At 59.7% G+C, this 17,878-nt stretch carries 18 protein-coding genes; 12 read left to right on the top strand and 6 right to left on the bottom strand.

Annotated features, from left to right (window positions below):
• The first annotated feature begins 26 nt into the window (after positions 1-26).
• Together HMPREF3101_RS10800 and HMPREF3101_RS10795 are read left to right on the top strand one after the other, a co-directional pair.
• Entirely contained in the window at positions 27-617 is a 591-nt protein-coding gene (locus HMPREF3101_RS10800) for an ATP-dependent Clp protease proteolytic subunit (protein WP_070465510.1), read from the top strand.
• A 48-nt stretch (positions 618-665) separates the two neighbouring features.
• The gene (locus HMPREF3101_RS10795; RefSeq protein WP_070465507.1) at positions 666-1,286 is read left to right on the top strand and encodes an ATP-dependent Clp protease proteolytic subunit; all 621 of its coding nucleotides are present in this window, start codon (positions 666-668) and stop codon (positions 1,284-1,286) included.
• Positions 1,287-1,405: 119 nt separating this feature from the next.
• On the opposite strand, the gene HMPREF3101_RS10790 is transcribed toward HMPREF3101_RS10795, so the two are convergent.
• Complete coding sequence (locus HMPREF3101_RS10790) at positions 1,406-1,969, bottom strand: hypothetical protein (protein ID WP_070465504.1); 564 nt, start codon at positions 1,967-1,969, stop codon at positions 1,406-1,408.
• Between the two features lie 53 nt (positions 1,970-2,022).
• The gene (locus tag HMPREF3101_RS10785; RefSeq protein ID WP_070465502.1) at positions 2,023-2,799 is read right to left on the bottom strand and encodes an alpha/beta fold hydrolase; all 777 of its coding nucleotides are present in this window, start codon (positions 2,797-2,799) and stop codon (positions 2,023-2,025) included.
• Positions 2,800-2,959: 160 nt separating this feature from the next.
• Between HMPREF3101_RS10785 and clpX the strand changes: the two genes are divergently transcribed.
• The 5 genes from clpX to HMPREF3101_RS10760 all read left to right on the top strand — a co-directional run bounded on the left by clpX (position 2,960) and on the right by HMPREF3101_RS10760 (position 10,046).
• On the top strand, positions 2,960-4,237 hold the full coding sequence (clpX, locus tag HMPREF3101_RS10780; RefSeq protein WP_070465500.1) for an ATP-dependent Clp protease ATP-binding subunit ClpX: 1,278 nt from the start codon (positions 2,960-2,962) through the stop codon (positions 4,235-4,237).
• A gap of 99 nt (positions 4,238-4,336) precedes the next feature.
• Positions 4,337-5,332, top strand: a complete 996-nt coding sequence (locus tag HMPREF3101_RS10775; RefSeq protein WP_070465497.1) for a malate dehydrogenase — start codon at positions 4,337-4,339, stop codon at positions 5,330-5,332.
• 19 nt (positions 5,333-5,351) lie between these two features.
• Positions 5,352-8,075 (top strand): valine--tRNA ligase, encoded by a 2,724-nt coding sequence (locus tag HMPREF3101_RS10770; RefSeq protein ID WP_070465494.1) that lies wholly within the window; start codon positions 5,352-5,354, stop codon positions 8,073-8,075.
• A gap of 4 nt (positions 8,076-8,079) precedes the next feature.
• Complete coding sequence (locus HMPREF3101_RS10765; RefSeq protein WP_070465662.1) at positions 8,080-9,606, top strand: bifunctional tetrahydrofolate synthase/dihydrofolate synthase; 1,527 nt, start codon at positions 8,080-8,082, stop codon at positions 9,604-9,606.
• Positions 9,603-10,046 (top strand): DUF4233 domain-containing protein, encoded by a 444-nt coding sequence (locus HMPREF3101_RS10760; RefSeq protein WP_070465491.1) that lies wholly within the window; start codon positions 9,603-9,605, stop codon positions 10,044-10,046. Before HMPREF3101_RS10765 ends, HMPREF3101_RS10760 begins: the two co-directional genes overlap by 4 nt.
• On the opposite strand, the gene HMPREF3101_RS10755 is transcribed toward HMPREF3101_RS10760, so the two are convergent.
• The gene (locus HMPREF3101_RS10755) at positions 10,035-11,456 is read right to left on the bottom strand and encodes an AMP-binding protein (RefSeq protein ID WP_070465665.1); all 1,422 of its coding nucleotides are present in this window, start codon (positions 11,454-11,456) and stop codon (positions 10,035-10,037) included. The two genes, HMPREF3101_RS10760 and HMPREF3101_RS10755, sit on opposite strands and share 12 nt — an antisense overlap.
• A gap of 33 nt (positions 11,457-11,489) precedes the next feature.
• Between HMPREF3101_RS10755 and HMPREF3101_RS10750 the strand changes: the two genes are divergently transcribed.
• The 5 genes from HMPREF3101_RS10750 (at position 11,490) to rpmA (ending at position 16,657) form a co-directional block, all read left to right on the top strand.
• Positions 11,490-11,795, top strand: a complete 306-nt coding sequence (locus HMPREF3101_RS10750) for a hypothetical protein (protein WP_070465488.1) — start codon at positions 11,490-11,492, stop codon at positions 11,793-11,795.
• A 15-nt stretch (positions 11,796-11,810) separates the two neighbouring features.
• Positions 11,811-12,221: a nucleoside-diphosphate kinase gene (gene ndk, locus HMPREF3101_RS10745; protein WP_052203289.1), complete on the top strand. Its 411-nt coding sequence runs from the start codon at positions 11,811-11,813 to the stop codon at positions 12,219-12,221.
• Positions 12,222-12,682: 461 nt separating this feature from the next.
• Positions 12,683-15,787: a translation initiation factor IF-2 N-terminal domain-containing protein gene (locus HMPREF3101_RS10740; protein ID WP_083280227.1), complete on the top strand. Its 3,105-nt coding sequence runs from the start codon at positions 12,683-12,685 to the stop codon at positions 15,785-15,787.
• A gap of 214 nt (positions 15,788-16,001) precedes the next feature.
• Complete coding sequence (rplU, locus tag HMPREF3101_RS10735) at positions 16,002-16,304, top strand: 50S ribosomal protein L21 (protein WP_052203292.1); 303 nt, start codon at positions 16,002-16,004, stop codon at positions 16,302-16,304.
• Positions 16,305-16,336: 32 nt separating this feature from the next.
• A complete protein-coding gene (gene rpmA / locus HMPREF3101_RS10730) occupies positions 16,337-16,657 on the top strand; it encodes a 50S ribosomal protein L27 (RefSeq protein ID WP_070465482.1) in 321 nt (106 codons plus the stop codon).
• Between the two features lie 86 nt (positions 16,658-16,743).
• Here rpmA and HMPREF3101_RS10725 read toward each other — a convergent pair whose 3' ends face one another.
• The 3 genes from HMPREF3101_RS10725 to HMPREF3101_RS10715 are packed head-to-tail and all read right to left on the bottom strand — an operon-like array spanning position 16,744 to position 17,770.
• Entirely contained in the window at positions 16,744-17,148 is a 405-nt protein-coding gene (locus HMPREF3101_RS10725) for a hypothetical protein (RefSeq protein WP_070465480.1), read from the bottom strand.
• 34 nt (positions 17,149-17,182) lie between these two features.
• Positions 17,183-17,518 carry a hypothetical protein gene (locus tag HMPREF3101_RS10720; RefSeq protein ID WP_141737448.1) on the bottom strand — a complete coding sequence of 112 codons (336 nt, stop codon included), beginning with the start codon at positions 17,516-17,518 and terminating at the stop codon, positions 17,183-17,185.
• A gap of 39 nt (positions 17,519-17,557) precedes the next feature.
• Positions 17,558-17,770: a hypothetical protein gene (locus tag HMPREF3101_RS10715; protein WP_070465476.1), complete on the bottom strand. Its 213-nt coding sequence runs from the start codon at positions 17,768-17,770 to the stop codon at positions 17,558-17,560.
• Positions 17,771-17,878: the final 108 nt, after the last annotated feature.

Here is a 17,878-nt window from a genome sequence, read left to right as displayed (position 1 = left end):
AGGTCTTTAGAAAGGACGCGGCAACAATGACGCAGCCGACTGGCATGAACTTGGGTGACTCGGTCTATGAGCGCTTGCTCCGTGAGCGCATTATTTTCCTGGGCCAGGAGGTGAATGATGAGATTGCGAACAAGCTGTGTGCGCAGATTCTCCTTCTGTCCGCAGAGGACCCGACCCGTGACATCAACCTCTACATCAACTCCCCGGGCGGCTCTGTGACCGCGGGTATGGCGATTTATGACACGATGAAGTACTCCCCGTGCGACATCGCCACCTACGGCATGGGCTTGGCTGCTTCGATGGGTCAGTTCCTGCTCTCCGGCGGCACGAAGGGTAAGCGCTACGCGCTGCCGCATGCACGCATCATGATGCACCAGCCGTCCGCAGGTGTTGGCGGTACCGCAGCAGACATTGCTATCCAGGCTGAGCAGTTCGCGCAGACCAAGCGTGAGATGGCGAAGCTGATTGCGGAGCACACGGGACAGACCTTCGAGCAGATCACCAAGGATTCTGACCGTGACCGTTGGTTCACCGCGCAGGAAGCCAAGGAGTACGGCATTGTGGACCACGTTATTGAGCACGCCGCTCAGGCTGGTGCGCACGCAATCGGCGAGTAATCACCCGGCAAGCGACAACGCAAGCAAAATCACAGAGGAGAACTTTTCATGACTTTCCAGATGCCCACCTCGCGTTACGTGCTGCCGCAGTTCCTCGAGGAAACCAGCTTTGGCACGAAGCAGATCGACCCGTACGGCAAGCTGTTTGAAGAGCGCATTGTCTTCTTGGGTACCCAGGTGGATGACACGTCTGCAAACGACATCATGGCGCAGCTTCTGGTGCTGGAGTCCCAGGACCCGGATCGTGATATCACGATGTACATCAACTCCCCGGGCGGTTCTTTCACCGCGTTGATGGCTATCTATGACACGATGCAGTACGTCCGCCCGGACGTCCAGACGGTCTGCCTGGGACAGGCTGCGTCTGCTGCGGCTGTGATCTTGGCTGCAGGTGCCCCGGGTAAGCGTGCGGCACTGCCGAACTCACGTGTACTGATCCACCAGCCGGCAACTGAGGGCACTCGTGGCCAGGTGTCGGACTTGGAGATCCAGGCCAATGAGATTGAGCGTATGCGTCGCCTCATGGAGGAGACGCTTGCGCACCACTCGGGCCGTAGCCCGGAGCAGGTCCGTATTGACACGGACCGCGACAAGATCCTTACCGCCGCCGAAGCGAAGGAGTACGGGATCATCGACCAGGTCTTTGATTACCGCAAGCTGAACGCGTAACCAGAGCGTAACCAGAGCGCGTAAGCCAACAGCGCCAACAGCGCCAACAGCTCCAACAATAAGCCGCCCTCACCCCCCAAATAGAGAAGGGAAGAGGGCGGCTTTCGCGTTCTTGAGCGTTACTCCGCAGGGGTGCAGTACACCGCGGCGTTGCGGATGGCTTCTGGCGCGCCGTTGAAGTCGTCGCGGGCCCAGCAGACGTCGTTGCCCACCGTGCCGTCTGGGTCGACGCTGGCCCAGCCGTTGCCGCGTGCCTTCCAGAAGTACTGCTGGCCATCCAGCATTGTGCGGGCCCATTCGCGGTCGCAGAAGGTGGAGAATTCGCGGCCGTTGGCGTCGCTCTGGCTCGGCCATGCGCACTCTGCACCCGGGAGTGGCTCGGGTTCTGGTTCGGGCGCAGGTTCCGGCTCTGCTCGGCGGGTGGTGCTGGAGGTAGAAGTAGAGGTACGTGTTGAGGTACTCGAAGAGGTGGATGAGGAAGAGCTGGTTGTAGAAGAGGTTGTGGTCTCCTCGGGTTCTTCGGTGGTTATTTCAATTTCTGGCTCCGGCAGTTGCGAGGTGCTGGTGTATGGGAAGTCCAGCACTGGCTCGGCCAGGCGCACCTCATCACCCTCGCTGCCACAACCGGCCAGCAGCATCGCTGAAGTGGCGACGATTGCGGCAGCGGTCTTGACACGGTTCACGCGAGTTTTTCCTTTCGGAGCTTTTTTGCTTATCGACGTACCAATCTAACCCATCACGCCCCCAAAAATCCCGTCACCACCCGGTTGAATTCTTCTGGGTTCTCAACGGCCAGCTGGTGGGAGCCGTCGAGAACTGCGGATTGCACAGGGCCAGCAACGCCAGCGGCGATTTCGGCGAGCTGTTCAGGGCCGGTCCCGGCATCGTCTTTACCTGCAACGGTGAGCACCGGGCACGTGATGTTGCCTAGTTGGTCGGCGAAGTCCCAGCCGGCGAGGGCGTCGCCGTTTTGGGCGTAGCCTTCGGCGTTGATACGCAAGATCATCTCGCGTACCTCGTTGACTGTTTGTGGGTGGCTGGCGCGGAAGCCTTCGGTGAACCATGCTTGGATAAACGCGTCGGCGAGAGCGCCCATGCCTTGCTCGCGGGCGATGGTGGTGCGCTCGATCCAACGTTCTTCACCGCCAAGGAACGTGGCGGTTGCGCAGAACACTGCCTTTTCCACGCGGCCAGAATTGGCGGTCAACCACTGCGCTAGCGCACCGCCGAGGGAAAGCCCGACGATGTGGAAGCGGTTGACTCCTACGGAATCCAACGCTTGGGTGATGTCCTGGCAAAGATCCTCCACGGTGGTGGAGCCGGGAGCTACCTGTGCAATCTCAGACTGGCCGTGGCCGCGGTGATCTACGGTGACTACCCGGAAACGCTTGGCAAGCTCTGGGATGAGTGCGCTCCACGTTTCGTGCGTGGTAGCGATAGAGCTAAGCAGCACCACTGTCTTCTCAGCGGTGCCGTCGGTGGGGCCATGTTCAGTGACGTGTAGGTGAGTCATGGCCCCATTGTTATGAACGTTGACTTAGCGGGCAACCGGCACTGGCTCTTGTACAGGAACAGTCCGCGCTAGAATCGTGCGAGTTTGACTGAGCAAGTATGATCAAGAGATCACCTGTCCGAGATGGACTCAGACACCACGCAGGAGTTTTTGAAGGTACATGGCAGTAACGCACGACAGCTCAGACCTGCTGAAATGCTCGTTCTGTGGGAAGACGCAGAAGCAGGTTCGCAAGTTGATCGCCGGGGGCGGCGTTTACATTTGTGATGAGTGCATTGAGCTGTGTAATGAGATTATTGAAGAGGAGCTGGCGGGGGCGGGCACGCAGGCGTCGGCAAGCGAAGAGAAGCTCCCTCGTCCTTCGGAGATCACTGCCTTCCTTGACCAGTACGTGATTGGCCAGGATGTGGCAAAGCGCACGCTGGCGGTTGCGGTGTACAACCACTACAAGCGCATTAAGGCGGAGCAGAAAGTGCTTGGTGCGCGCCGTCGAGACGAGGATGTGGAGATTGCGAAATCCAACATCTTGCTGCTCGGTCCAACAGGCTCCGGCAAGACCTATCTTGCGCAGACGCTGGCCCGGATGTTGAATGTGCCGTTTGCTATTGCGGACGCGACGAGTCTGACTGAAGCAGGCTACGTGGGCGAGGACGTGGAAAACATCCTGCTCAAACTGCTGCAGGCGGCGGATTTTGATGTCAACCGTGCGCAGACCGGCATTATTTACGTTGATGAGGTGGACAAGATTTCGCGCAAGAGCGAAAACCCCTCCATTACTCGCGACGTGTCTGGTGAAGGCGTACAGCAGGCCCTGTTGAAGATCCTGGAAGGCACTGTGGCCTCCGTACCGCCGCAGGGCGGGCGCAAGCACCCCAACCAGGAGTTTATTCAGCTGGACACCACCAACATCTTGTTCATTGTGGCCGGCGCATTTGCTGGCCTGGACAAGGTGATCGCTGAGCGTGTGGGCAAAAAGGGCATCGGCTTTGGAGCAGAGATCGACTCAAAGGCAGAGCGCGATGACTCGAATCTGATGTCCAAGGTGCAGCCGGGTGACTTGGTGAAGTTCGGTCTGATTCCGGAGTTCATTGGCCGTCTGCCAATCTTGGCGCACGTGGAGGACTTGGACCGCGAGTCAATGGTTCGCGTGCTCACGGAGCCGAAGAACTCTTTGGTGAAACAGTACCAGCGTCTGTTTGCCATGGATGGTGCGGAGCTGACCATTACGGAGGATGCGCTGGGCGAGATCGCCGACAAGGCCGCCGAGCGCAAAACCGGCGCCCGTGGCCTGCGCGCGATTATGGAAGAGCTGCTGGTGCCGGTGATGTATGACCTTCCTGACCGCGAGGATATTGCAGAGGTTGTGATCAACGGTGCGGTGGTGCGTGGCGAGGAAGAGCCGCGCTACTTGGCTGAGGATGAGGAGCAAAGCGCCTAACGCCGCCAGCACTCAAGAGCACTCAAGATCTCTGTGCCGCTCACGCCTATACTCGAAGGTGTATCTGACCAGCTTCTGCATGGAAGGGCTTCGAGAGAAATGGCATCGAATTTGGCACAGGCGAAACAGCCGGTAAAGGTCACCATCACTGGCGCCGCGGGCAACATTGCATACTCCCTGTTGTGGCGTGTGGCTTCGGGTGACGTGTTCGGCCCGGATCAGCCGGTGGATCTGACACTGCTGGAGATTGAGCCGGCGGCAAACGCCGCTGAGGGCACTGCGATGGAGTTGTCTGACTCCGCGATGCCGCTGGTGCGTGGGATTACGGTGACCACGGATCAGCGTGCAGGTTTCGAGGGCGCGAACGCAGCTTTCCTGGTCGGTGCGAAGCCGCGCGGTAAAGGCGAGTCCCGCGCTGACATGTTGGCTGCCAACGGCAAGATTTTCATCGAGCAGGGCAAGGCGATCAACGCTGGCGCGGCTGATGACATTCGCGTACTGGTGGTTGGCAACCCGGCGAACACGAACGCCTACATTGCGGCGAAGGCTGCCGGTGATGTTCCGGCTGATCGTTTCAACGCCTTGATGCGCCTAGACCACAACCGTGCGCTGTCCGTGCTGGGGCAGAAGCTTGAGGCATCCACGGATGCGTTTGAGCGCGTTGTGGTGTGGGGCAACCATGCTGATACGCAGTTCCCGGACCTGACCTACGCGCAGCTTGACGGTGCTGATGTGATGCCGAAGGTTGACCAGGCGTGGTACACCGACGAGTTCATTCCGCGTGTGGCAAAGCGCGGCGCGGAGATTATTGAGGTGCGCGGTAAGTCTTCAGCTGCGTCGGCTGCGTCGGCTGCTGTGGATCACATGCGTGACTGGGTACAGGGCACTGATGGTCGTTGGACCACGGTGGCGCTGCCGTCCATGGGTGCATACGGCGTGGATGAAGGCTTGGTCTTCGGCTTCCCGGTGGTTGGTGCCAACGGCCAGTGGCAGGTAGTTGAGGGCCTTGAGATCAATGATTTCCAGCGTCCGCGCATTGATGCGAACGTGGAGGCGTTGCGCTCTGAAGCAGAGGTAGCGGCGCAGCTTTTCTAAGGGTCTAAGATGGTTCGTTGTGACTGAAGCGACGAACTTGCCTGCAACGAACCTCCCTAGGTCTTGGGACCCGAAGGAACAAGAAGAGCGCCTTTACGAAGGCTGGGTCAAGGCGGGGTATTTCACCGCCGACCCGGCTTCGGAGAAGTCGGCGTATTCCATTGTGCTGCCGCCGCCGAATGTGACTGGTCAGCTGCACATGGGGCACGCGCTTGACCACACTTTGATGGATTCCTTGGTGCGCCGTAAGCGCATGCAGGGCTATGAGGTGTTGTGGCTGCCGGGTATGGACCACGCTGGTATTGCCACCCAGACCAAGGTTGAGGCGAAGCTGAAGGCTGAGGAGGGCAAGGACCGTTACGACTATGGTCGTGACGAGTTTGTAGATCGTGTTTGGGAGTGGAAGCACGAGTTCGGCGGCACGATTACCACACAGATGCGGGCTATCGGCGACTCGGTTGATTGGTCGCGTGAGCGCTTTACGCTTGATAACGGCCTGTCGCGCGCCGTGCAAACCATCTTCAAGCAGCTGTATGACGCTGGCATGATTTACCAGGATTATCGCCTGGTGAACTGGTCTCCGGTGTTGGAGACCGCGGTGAGCGACATTGAGGTGGTGTACAAGGACGTCGAGGGCGAGTTTGTCTCCATCCGCTACGGCTCGCTCAATGATGATGAGCCACACCTGGTGGTTGCAACCACTCGTGTGGAGACGATGCTGGGTGACGTTGCTATTGCCGTGCACCCGGAGGACGAGCGCTACGCGCACCTAGTTGGCCAGGAGTTTGACCACCCGTTCCGCGATGACCTGAAGCTGAAGGTGATCGCTGATGATTACGTGGACCGCGAGCTGGGTACCGGCGCGGTGAAGATCACCCCTGCGCATGACCCGAACGACTACGAGATGGGTCTGCGGCACGATCTGGACATGCCGATCATCATGGATGAGAAGGGCCGCATTACTCATACCGGCACCGAGTTTGATGGCATGGATCGTTTCGAAGCCCGCGTGAAGGTGCGCGAGGCGTTGGCGGAGCAAGGCCGCATTGTGAAGGCAGTGCGCCCATACGTGCACTCGGTTGGCCACTCGGAGCGTTCCGGTGAGCCGATTGAGCCGCGTCTGAGCTTGCAGTGGTTTGTGAAGGTGGCTGAGCTGGCACGCATGTCCGCTGAGGCGGTGCGTGAGGGTGATACCGAAATCCACCCGACCTCCATGGAGAAGCGTTACTTCGACTGGGTGGACAACATGCACGACTGGACGATTTCACGCCAGTTGTGGTGGGGCCACCGTATTCCGATCTGGTACGGGCCGGAAGACGCTGAGGGCAACCGCGACGTGGTCTGTGTTGGCCCGGATGAGGAGCCGCCGGCAGGCTACGAGCAGGACCCGGATGTGTTGGACACGTGGTTTTCCTCTGCACTGTGGCCGTTTTCCACGATGGGTTGGCCGGACCCAACCCCGGAGCTGGAGAAGTTCTACCCAACCACCGTGCTGGTCACGGCGTACGACATTTTGTTCTTCTGGGTTGCGCGCATGATGATGTTCGGTACCTTTGCTGCAACGCAGACCCCTGAAGTGCTGGGCCAAGGCGCAGATGGCCGCCCACAGATCCCGTTCGAGCACCTGTACCTGCACGGGTTGGTGCGCGATGAGAAGGGGCGCAAGATGTCGAAGTCTTTGGGCAACGGCATCAACCCGATGGACTGGGTGGAGCGCTATGGTGCGGATGCCCTGCGGTTTGCGCTGGCTCGTGGTGCGAACCCGGGTGTGGATCTGCCGATTGGTGAGGATAACGCCACCTCTGCTCGCAACTTCACCACCAAACTGTTCAACGCCGCGAAGTTTGCGCTGATGAACGGTGCCACGGTGGATGAGCTGCCAGCACGCGAGGTGTTGACGGACGCTGACCGCTGGATCTTGGACCGCTGCGAGGAGGTCCGCGCGAAGGTAGACGCCTACCTGGACGATTACCAGTTTGCTAAGGCCAATGAGGAGCTCTACCACTTCGCCTGGGATGAGCTGTGTGACTGGTACTTGGAGATTGCCAAGACGCAGATCCCGCGCAGCGCCGCTGACGCTGCGCGGGAGGAGAAGGAACGCGGCCCGAACACCCAGGTTGTGCTGGGTCGTGTCCTGGATGTGGTGCTGCGCCTTTTGCACCCGACCATGCCGTTTATCACCGAGGTTTTGTGGACGGAACTCACCGGCGGCGAGACGGTCACGCTTGCGCCGTGGCCGAGTGCACAAGACACCAACGGTTCCGCGGAGTCGGATCTCAACGCGCGCCGTCGTATTGAAGACTCCATCAAGCTGATCACGGAGCTGCGCCGCTTCCGCGCTGACCAGGGTGTTAAGCCAAGCCAGAAGGTGCCTGCGAAGCTGGACTTCACTGCGGCTGATTTGGTGGCGCAGGAAGACATGGTGCGCCAGATTGCCAGGGTTGAGGAGCCGGGTGAGGGGTTTGTGGCGTCGGCAAGCATTGAAATGCGCTTAAGCCAGACCACCCTGGATGTGGCGTTGGATACCTCGGGCACAGTGGATGTGGCGGCTGAGCGCAAGCGTCTGGAGAAGGAACTGGCCGCAGCACAGAAGGAGCTGGACACCACGGCGGCGAAGCTGGGTAACGAGCAGTTCTTGGCTAACGCGCCGGAGCCGGTGGTGGAGAAGATCCGCCACCGCCAGCGTGTGGCGCAAGAGGAGTTTGCGCGTGTCAGCGCACGTCTTGAGGGGCTCAATGGCTAACGGGATGGCTAACCAGTTCGGCAACTTCGAGGTTTCGGAAGACGAGCACGGCCGCTCGATCGACCTTGGCCAGTGGGCTGGGGCCACTCTTGGCGACGTTGACGTGAACGACACCGATACCGACACCGACACCGACACCGACGCTGAAGACGCGCCCATCGAACGCCCAGTCACGGACGAGGACCTCGCCGCGCTTGCGCAGGTGGAAGGGGAGCTGAGCGCGCGCTGGCCGGAGACGGACATTGATCCGTCACTTCAGCGCATCGAGCTGCTGATGGATTTGCTGGGCCTGCCGCAGAAGTCCTACAAGGTCATCCATGTGGCGGGCACGAACGGTAAGACGTCGACGGTGCGGATGATTGAGTCGCTTTTGGCGGCGTTTGGCAACCGCGTCGGTCGCACCACCAGCCCACACCTGCAGCTGATCACGGAGCGCGTGGGTATCGACGGTGCGCCGATCCACCCCGCCGATTTCGTGCGCATCTACCGCGAGATTGAGCCGTATATCCAGATGGTGGATGAACGCACCGGCACACCAATGAGCTACTTCGAAGTCACCGTAGCTATTGCGTTCGCCGCGTTTGCGGACGCTCCGGTGGACGTTGCCGTGGTGGAAGTGGGCATGGGCGGACGTTGGGACGCCACCAATGTTGTTGATGCTGACGTAGACGTGATCATGCCCGTGGGTCTTGACCACACGGATTATCTGGGGGAGACGGTCACTCAGATCGCCGGGGAGAAGGCCGGCATCATTCGCTCTGCGGAGGCGGTGGCGGTTATTGCCAATCAGGAGCCGGATGCGATGAACGTGATCCTGCAGCGCGCCGTGGACGTTGGTGCGACGGTTGCGCGTTTGGGCAGTGAGTTTGAAGTGGCTTCGGCAGACGTAGCACTTGGTGGCCAGATGCTCACGCTGCGCGGGCTCTCCGGCGAGATTGACAACGTGTTCATTCCCCTTGCCGGTAAACATCAGGCACGCAACGCCGCCGTGGCGTTGGCCGCGGTGGAGGCGTTCTACGGTGCGTCCGCGCAGCGCCCATTAAGCCCAGACATCGTGCGAACCGGCTTTGCTAACGCTGCATCACCTGGTCGCCTCGAGCGCGTCCACACTGCGCCGACCACGTTTGTAGACGCCACGCATAACCCGCACGGCGCCCGCGCCCTTGCCGCGGCGTTGAGCCGTGACTTCAACTTCACCCGCCTGATCGGCGTGCTGGGCATTTTGGGTGACAAGGATGCCCGCGGCATTATGGAGGCGCTTGAGCCGGCGTTGACGGAGGTTGTGGTGACGCAGAATACGTCCCCACGCGCAGCAGACGCCTACGATCTGGCTGAGATCGCCCGCGAGATCTTTGGTGATGAGCGCGTCCACGTCGAGCCGAACCTCGCCGGTGCCTACGACCTAGCTGTGGAGCTGGCGGAAGAAGAGCTCGACGAAGCTGGCGTGCAGGCTGGCAACGGTGTGATCATCACCGGCTCTGTTGTCACCGCTGGCGAGGCCCGCGCATTGTTTGGAAAGGACCCTAAGTGAGCTCGAAGCATTCACGCGAAATCCCCGTCGGCCCCCTCGGTCCCGGCCACGCCCCGGTAAAAGACCCGATGGCGGGTCTGCGTCCCGTGATGTCCGGCACGCTAGTCATGGAGGCCATCACGGTCTTTCTGATCCTGCTTGTAGTGCTGAAAGTAGATGGTGGCGTGCTGTGGACCACGTTTAACTGGGGCTACATCACGGTGTTGGGTGCCGCGCATCTGATCATGGCGTTCGCGCAACGCGCGCCGGGTGCGCTGTGGATCAACCTGGCTTTGCAGATCCCGTTGATCTTCGGGTTTTTCGTGCACTGGTCGGTCACGGCCGTGGGCATCATCTTTGGCATTGTGTGGTTTTACATTGTGAAGCTGCGCTCAGAGATGGAGCGTCGTATGCGTGGCGGCTACCTGGTTACGCAGCACCTGGGTGCCTCAGAGGGGTAGGTTGCGTCGCAGGATTTTGCCTGCGGCGTTGCGCGGTATGTCATCGACCACGGTGATGCCGCGCAATTTTTTATATGGGGCGACGCGCTCGGCCATCCAGGCAATGAGATTTTCCTTGCTTATCGACGCCCCACGCAACACCACAAACCCCCACGGCACCTCCTCACCGTCATCGGTTTTCCTGCCCGCCACTGCGGCATCTGCCACCTGCGGGTGGGTGAGTAAGACGGCTTCTAGCTCTGCGGGGGAGATTTGGTAGCCGTGGTATTTGAAGATGTCTTTGACGCGGTCGATGATGTCCACGGTGCCGTTGTCACGCAGCCGCGCAAGATCGCCTGTGTGCAGCCAGTCGTTTGGGCCGAGTGGGGGTTGGTCGCGGTAGCCGCGCATGAGTTGTGGGCCACGGATGAGCAGTTCGCCGGTTGTTGCGTCTTCGCCGGTGTCTAGGTCAACGATCCGAAACTGTGTGTTGGGTACCGCAAAGCCGATGGAGCCCGGCGTTGACTTCCCCGCGATGCCCACGTGTGTGACCGGCGCCGATTCCGTGGTGCCGTAGCCCTGCAGGATTGTGGTGTTCAATTTGCGTTCCACGCTTCGTGCAAGTTCCTCATCAAGCGAGGCTGCCCCGCACACCATGAAGCGGCTGGCGGCAAACGCGCTTGCGTCGAATTCCTGCTTGGCCAGAAGGCGCGCGATCGGAGGCGCGATAAACGTCAGCTCAATGCTGTGCTTCGCGTGGGTGGCAACCATCTCTTCGAAGGAAAAGCGCCCGGTGGTGTGGATATGGTGCCTTGCGCGTAACGACGCCAACAGCAACGTATTCAACCCATAAATATGCGTAAATGGCAGCGGCGCAAACGTCCGCGTCTGCGCTTCGATGCCGCTTGCGCGAAGGGCGGCGTCGAACTGCGCGGCGTTCGCCGTGATCGCGGCATGGGTCAGTTCCACCGCCTTGGGAAGCCCCGTAGTGCCTGAAGAAAACGGCACCGCAGCGATGGATTGCGGGTCAATCACCGGCGGGGTGTGCTGGATGCCGTGCTGGATCTCGTGCGGGATCTCAGCAAAGTTGAGTTCGCGGGTGGTATGGGAGAGGCGTTTGAGGGTCGACGCTTCGTCGTCAAGCAATAAAGGCCCAATCAGCGTGACAGTGGAGCCGGCGCGCAAGATGGCCAGCAGGCCGACGGCGAAGTCGATCGAGTTCGGCTGGCGCAACGCGATGACTTCCTCAGGGGCGATGGTGGTGGCGAGTGCTTCGACACGGTTTGTGAGTTCGCCGTAGGTAACCGTGCTGCCGGTGTCTACCTCGGTGATTGCGGGCAGGTCAGCGTCGTCGCCGAGCTTGCCCAGGACAAAGCTGAACACGTCCGTGTTGGGCAAGTCGATATCTGGCAGCGGGCTACAGTACTGCATGCGCACAGGCTACCTGCGGTATAAACAGGGCTCATGCGCAACCTTGCATTTATCCTCGCTGGCATCCTGTCGTTGCTTGCCGTGTTCAGTGCACCACTGGGCTGGCCGCGCTGGGTCGCACTTGCTGCACTCGGGGTCGCCTTCGTGTTTCTCGCGTGGGGCTTTGCAGACACAGCCCGCAACATGCAGGCAAAACCGAAGATTCTCGATGCCGAGCAGCACGCAACCATCGCCCGCATGAAAGCCGAAGGCAACACGCCGATGGCCATCTCGCAGGTGCAGCTTTGGTTCCGCAACACCTCACCAGAGGAGGCGGCGCGCATAGTTGCCGGGGTGTAGGTAGAATTTAACGCTATGACTGAACGTACTCTGATTCTGATCAAGCCGGACGGCGTGGCAAACGGCCACGTTGGCGAAATCATTGCCCGCATTGAGCGCAAGGGCCTCAAGCTGGTCGAGATGGATCTGCGCACCGCAGACCGCGAGACTGCAGAAAAGCACTACGCTGAGCACAAGGACAAGCCGTTCTTCGGCGAGCTCGTTGACTTCATCACCTCCGCACCGCTGGTTGCCGGCATTGTTGAGGGCGAGTCTGCAATCGCAGCATGGCGCCAGCTTGCCGGTGGCACCCACCCGGTTGAGAAGGCCACCCCGGGCACCATTCGCGGTGACTTCGCACTGACCGTTGGTGAAAACGTGGTGCACGGCTCTGACTCCCCGGAGTCCGCTGAGCGCGAGATCGCCATCTGGTTCCCGAACAAGTAAACGCTTGTTCTTTGCGCCCCGCCTTTGTGCGGGGCGTTTTCGTTTCTGTGGGGGTGTTGCGATTTTTGTTGGGGGTGCGGGGCTCGTTGTCCCCTTCCCCCTGGGGATCGTTTCCCCCTCCCGGGGTCGTTGACCCCCTCCCGGGAACAAATATGCATATGCATATATGCATGTCTGCAGGTCACGGCCAATTTTCATTAACGCGGGTCTTATTGAAAAAACGCTGTGACCATTGCTTATGCATATATGCATATGCATATTTGTTGGAATCGGCTCTGTTCGCCGTTGGGGCGAGCCGTGTGAGGAACGTCTGGATTGCCCGCGGTGTGCAACAATGGGGCCAGACTTTTTACAACCGTACGGTTCCCGTTGAGTGGCAGCGCTGTGCGGCGGCGGCGAGAAACTTCGCCAGCGCCCGGCGTTGAACACTTCAAGGGCCAACAATAAAAGAGGAGCTAATCGTGGCACGTAGCGACGAATCCGCTGAGCAAAACGAACGCCCAGCAACTGAGAAGTCGGCAAAGAGGACCACCAAGCGCACGGCCAAGAAGACCGCCGCCAAGAAAACCACCGCGAAAAAGGCCACCACGAAAAAGGCAACGGCCAAGAAAACTGCGCGTAAGCGTGCAACGGAGTCTGCACCGCAGAACAAGTTTGACGCGTTTGATCGTTCCCAGCTTGGTGAGAAGACGCGTGTGTTCAACCTGGCCAAGGCACTGGATGTGCCGTCGAAAGACCTAGTCGTTGCGCTGTCTGAGCAGGGGTTGGTGAAGGTTGCGCAGTCTACGTTGACGCGTGCGGAGGCAGAGCAGTTGCTGACTGCGTTGTCTGCAAAAGCGACCAACACTGAGGGGGCCGGACAGTCCGGGCAGTCCGGAGCGCAGGATAGCGCTGCCGCTGATGAGGCGGATGAAAAGATCCGCCAGCGTGTGCGCAAGGACGTTGCTAACGAGATCAACCAGATTGAGCGCAAGGTGGAAGCCGAGCTTGCCGAAAGCGCTGGAAATGCCGAAAGCGCTGAGCGCGCACAAGACGTAGACAGTGCAGCGGAGGCAGAAACCGCAGAAAACCCAAAGGCCCTGCTTACGGACGTTGAGCCGGAGGTCACCCCGGCGCCGGCCGAGGAAGCTGCTGCGTATGCGCCGGTGTTTAAAGCGCCAGCACGCTCGACGCGTCGCCGCGCGAGCCGCCCAAGCCAGAAGCCGGATCAGGACCAGAAGCCGGACCAGGATCACGACCAGGACCAGGTGGCTACCGAGGACACCGCCGCCGAAACTGGTGAGGGGGCCAAGCAGCAGGCGCAGCCGAAGCGTCGTCGTTCGCGCAGGTCTAGCACTGCACAAAACCGGCAAAACACCCAGGACCCCCACGACAACCAGGACGCCGATGACAACCATGACAACCAGGACACCCATGACGCCGAGGTGATCGAGGAGCCGAAGGCGATTAAGGGCTCGGCGCGGTTGGAGGCGCAGCGTCGTCGTCGCAGCGAGAAGCGCGAGGAGGGGCGGAAGCGTTCCAAGATTGTGTCGCAGGCGGAGTTCTTGGCGCGTCGTGAGTCGGTGAAGCGCACCATGGTGGTGCGTGAACGCGAGCGGCATGACGGTACGGGCAAGATCACGCAGGTCGGCGTGCTTGAAGACGGCCTGTTGGTCGAGCACTTCGTCACCTCCGACGCTCAGGCGTCCATGATCGGCAATATTTACCTGGGCCGTGTGCAGAACGTGCTGCCCAGTATGGAGGCCGCGTTCATTGATATCGGCCAGGGTCGCAACGGTGTGCTTTACGCCGGTGAGGTGGACTGGAAGGCGGCGGGTTTGGGTGGACGCTCGCGTCGTATAGAACATGCCCTGAAGTCCGGTGACCAGGTGCTGGTCCAGGTGACCAAGGACCCGATTGGGCACAAGGGTGCGCGGCTGACCACGCAGATTTCGCTGGCTGGGCGCTACTTGGTGTACGTGCCGGGCGGCCGCAGTGCGGGCATTTCGAGGAAGTTGCCGGCGCCGGAGCGTAAGCGTCTTAAAGAGATTTTGAACAACGTGGTTCCGGGCAAGGGTGGCGCAATCATTCGCACGGCCGCGGAGAACGTGTCGGAGGAGGCCATTGCGGCGGATGTGAACCGTTTGCACACGCAGTGGGAGGCTATCCAGAACCATGCGGAGAAGGAGAAGAACGCCAAGGGTGCAACCCCGGTCACGCTGTATGAAGAGCCGAACCTGTTGGTCAAGGTTGTGCGTGACCTGTTTAATGAGGACTTCACCGAGCTGGTTGTAGACGGCCGTAAGCCGTGGAACACCGTGCATGCGTATGTGGAGTCGGTGGCGCCTGACCTGCTGGACCGCCTGGTGAAGTTCGACCGTAATAAGCACGACGGCCAGGACGCGTTCGAGGTCTACCGCGTTGATGAGCAGATTGAGAAGGCGCTGTCGCGCACGGTGTGGCTGCCGTCGGGTGGTTCTTTGATCATTGATCGCACTGAGGCGATGACGGTCATTGACGTCAATACGGGCAAGTTCACGGGCTCCGGCGGTTCGTTGGAGGAGACCGTGACCTCGAACAACCTTGAGGCTGCCGAGGAGATTGTGCGTCAGATTCGCCTGCGTGACATTGGCGGGATCATCATCGTTGACTTCATTGACATGATCTTGCCGGAGAATCAGGATTTGGTACTGCGTCGTTTGAAGGAGGCGTTGGGCCGTGATCGTACGCGTCATCAGGTTTCTGAGGTGACGTCGCTAGGCTTGGTGCAAATGACGCGTAAGCGTTTGGGCACTGGCCTGCTGGAGACGTTCGCGCAGCCGTGTGAGGTGTGTGGCGGCCGCGGGATTTTGGTTGCTGATGACCCGGTTGATGGCCATGAGCACCACGAGCACCGCGATAGCCAGGACAGCCGCAAGGATCGCAGGGGTCGCCGTCGTCCGAAGGGGGAGCACCCGGTGGCGAAGGCGATGCGCGAAGAAGCTGCTCCGAAGGACATCGATCCGGCCGTTGAGGCTGAGTTGGATGAGATGTTGGATGAGATCGCCGACTCGATCATTGTTGAGGCAGCCACTGACATCGAAGAGCCGCAGGAGAAGCGTCCGCGCCGCCGCGGTCGTCGCGGTGGTTCCCGTGGGCGCGGCAAGGAGCTTCAGCTTGACGACGCCAACGTCAACACCCCAACCCAGACCTATGAGGAGGCGGTTGAGGAGTTTGAGTCCTCACCGCGCCGTAAGCGCCGCACGCGTGGGAACTCGCGCTCGGATCACCGTCCGAAGCGTGAGGACTTCATCACGGAAGTAGCGGAAGTAGCGGTAGAGGAAAGGGCGGAAGCATCGCCGCGCGAAGGCAGTCGCAGTGCTCGCCGCTCTTCTGCTGCGAAACCGCGTACGCGTCAGCGTCGTAGGGCAACGCGTCGCACTTCGACGGCTGCTGCCCGTTCCCAGTCGGGTACAGGCTCTGCCCAGGGCAAGGGCGGCGAGTCTTCGCAGAAGCGCGCTGCTCAAACGAAGCGCGAGGCGGCACATGTTGAGGTCTCGCAGCGTCGTGGACGTCGTAGGGCGACACGCCGTACGTCTAGCAGGTAGCAGCAGGAAAGGCCGAGGTTTGGTAAATCGCGGCCTTCCGGTGTAGTCTTTGACAGTCGCTGTTTTGGGGTGCTCGCACCTCGTTGCCCAAGCATGCGGGCACGGCGGGCCACTGCCACCTAAGAAGGCGGGCCCCGAAACGCTAAATGTTGTTCCATTTCCGTCACCGAGGCATGCCGGGGGCGGGCGAGTAAGAGAGAAGGGGTAACCCTCTATGTACGCGATCGTCAAGACCGGCGGCAAGCAGTACAAGGTTGCCGAGGGCGACCTGGTCAAGGTCGAGAAGCTTGAGGGTGAAGCAGGCGACAAGGTCGAACTCACCCCGATCCTTCTCGTAAATGGCGCAGACGTCACCACCGGCGACAAGCTTGCTTCCAGCAAGGTTGAGGCTGAAATTGTGGAGCAGACCAAGGGCAAGAAGGTCGACATCCTCAAGTACAAGAACAAGACGGGCTACAAGGTCCGTCAGGGCCACCGCCAGCCTTTGACCGTGGTCAAGGTCACCGGCATTAAGTAAGCAAACTTTTCAACGTCAAGGAGATTTGAATAATGGCAACCAAAAAGGGTGCATCCAGCTCCTCGAACGGCCGTGACTCTGAGTCGAAGCGCCTCGGTGTGAAGCGTTTCGGCGGCCAGCAGGTCAAGGCCGGCGAGATCCTCGTTCGCCAGCGTGGCACCAAGTTCCACCCGGGCGACAACGTTGGCCGTGGTGGCGACGACACCTTGTTCGCACTGGCAGCTGGTTCGGTGCAGTTCGGCATCAAGAAGCGTCGTCGCGTTGTGAACATTGTTCCCGCTGACGGCCAGGGCGTCTCCGCTGAGGTGCTCGAGGCTGCTGAGGCTGCAGGCGTAGTCGAAGAGACCGCCTAAGCTACCTAAGTTTTACGCTGCCCTGAACTCCAGTATTGGACTGGAGTTCAGGGCAGTTTCGTCTTTGCTCGCCATCGCAGGCAGTTTTAGGTGATGGTGATTACTACGGTGTTGCCGCGTGCAGCTGCGTCAGCATAGAAATCGGTCAAGGTCGCAATACCATCGGGAAGCCGACTCTTGTCGGGGATTACACGTTTGAGCTCCTGCGCCATCTGCGCAACATCTGCAACCAGGTTGAAACCGAACCCCTCTGTCTTTTGTTCCGGGTCCCAGTCGTATGTGCCGCGCATGATAGCATCAGCACGATCCTCGCCCAGTTGGAGCGAAAGTTTGTAGTAGGTAATATCAGCCATTTTGTCTATGTCTGCGACAAGCTCGGCGGAATCTTCCCAAATCTTCACCAATGCGAGTTCGCGCTCATCCATCTCCATGGCGTTAAGACGCTCAAACTCCTTTGGGGAAAGCTGCGTATAAACAGGGATCAAGCTCACAAAAACTCCTCATTTCCAGTGCTTAACACGGGCCCTAGGTCCGTTCGTAGGGGTCGTCATCCATCATCGCTTTGTGTTCTTGCCATGCCTGCTCAATTTTGCCGGGTGTCATCTCCGGGTTGTCGCCATAGCGCAATGCGCTGATCTGATCCAATGTGGTCAACGCCTGCATACCGGCCTTCAACGCGTCAAAAAACGTATTCAGATCCTGCCGCCGAGCATCAAGATCGAAATACTCAGGAACATCCTGGCGACGATATTCCAGATATTCATCATGAAGTCCCGATATGAAGAAGGCAGAGAAGGGCTGACCGGGCAACTTACTGTAGTCAACACAAACAACGAAGTCCAAGGAATCAAAATCAACCAACTGTGGAAGAAGCAGACCAGGGGCTTGTTTCGTGTTCGACTAATCCTCGTTTACCCATGCCGCGGGAGCGAATTCAACACCAAGGAAAGAATACTCATTGAGAAGGCCGTCGTAGTCCATCCGCACGATCCAGATTAAGTCGCCCGAGCGCATCGACCACACAAACGAGTCGCCTATAAGCGCATTATCGATACGTGAAAAATGCGCGTCCAAACACTCGAACAACACATCATTAAACTGTGTAAGATCCATCGGCCATCCTTAAGACTCAAAGGGTTGGTTGGGATTTTGATACCGGGTGGTGCCGTCTTCCAAGATGGTGCCATCTGGGCTGTGTCAAATTTTGTGGACGGGTAAACC

The organism is Corynebacterium sp. HMSC29G08 (assembly GCF_001806875.1).
In the GTDB taxonomy this organism is placed as follows: Bacteria; Actinomycetota; Actinomycetes; order Mycobacteriales; family Mycobacteriaceae; genus Corynebacterium.
Note: the sequence above shows the minus strand (reverse complement) of the source record. Positions and strands in the feature narration are given on the sequence as shown.

Bases quoted from the DNA above. Each gene is read 5' to 3' on its own strand.
- HMPREF3101_RS10800 (WP_070465510.1), top strand. From the start codon at position 27: ATGACGCAGCCGACTGGCATGAACTTGGGTGACTCGGTCTATGAGCGC.
- HMPREF3101_RS10795 (WP_070465507.1), top strand. From the start codon at position 666: ATGACTTTCCAGATGCCCACCTCGCGTTACGTGCTGCCGCAGTTCCTC.
- HMPREF3101_RS10785 (WP_070465502.1), bottom strand. From the start codon at position 2,799: ATGACTCACCTACACGTCACTGAACATGGCCCCACCGACGGCACCGCT.
- clpX (WP_070465500.1), top strand. From the start codon at position 2,960: ATGGCAGTAACGCACGACAGCTCAGACCTGCTGAAATGCTCGTTCTGT.
- HMPREF3101_RS10775 (WP_070465497.1), top strand. From the start codon at position 4,337: ATGGCATCGAATTTGGCACAGGCGAAACAGCCGGTAAAGGTCACCATC.
- HMPREF3101_RS10765 (WP_070465662.1), top strand. From the start codon at position 8,080: ATGGCTAACCAGTTCGGCAACTTCGAGGTTTCGGAAGACGAGCACGGC.
- HMPREF3101_RS10755 (WP_070465665.1), bottom strand. From the start codon at position 11,456: ATGCAGTACTGTAGCCCGCTGCCAGATATCGACTTGCCCAACACGGAC.
- HMPREF3101_RS10750 (WP_070465488.1), top strand. From the start codon at position 11,490: ATGCGCAACCTTGCATTTATCCTCGCTGGCATCCTGTCGTTGCTTGCC.
- ndk (WP_052203289.1), top strand. From the start codon at position 11,811: ATGACTGAACGTACTCTGATTCTGATCAAGCCGGACGGCGTGGCAAAC.
- rplU (WP_052203292.1), top strand. From the start codon at position 16,002: ATGTACGCGATCGTCAAGACCGGCGGCAAGCAGTACAAGGTTGCCGAG.
- rpmA (WP_070465482.1), top strand. From the start codon at position 16,337: ATGGCAACCAAAAAGGGTGCATCCAGCTCCTCGAACGGCCGTGACTCT.
- HMPREF3101_RS10715 (WP_070465476.1), bottom strand. From the start codon at position 17,770: ATGGATCTTACACAGTTTAATGATGTGTTGTTCGAGTGTTTGGACGCG.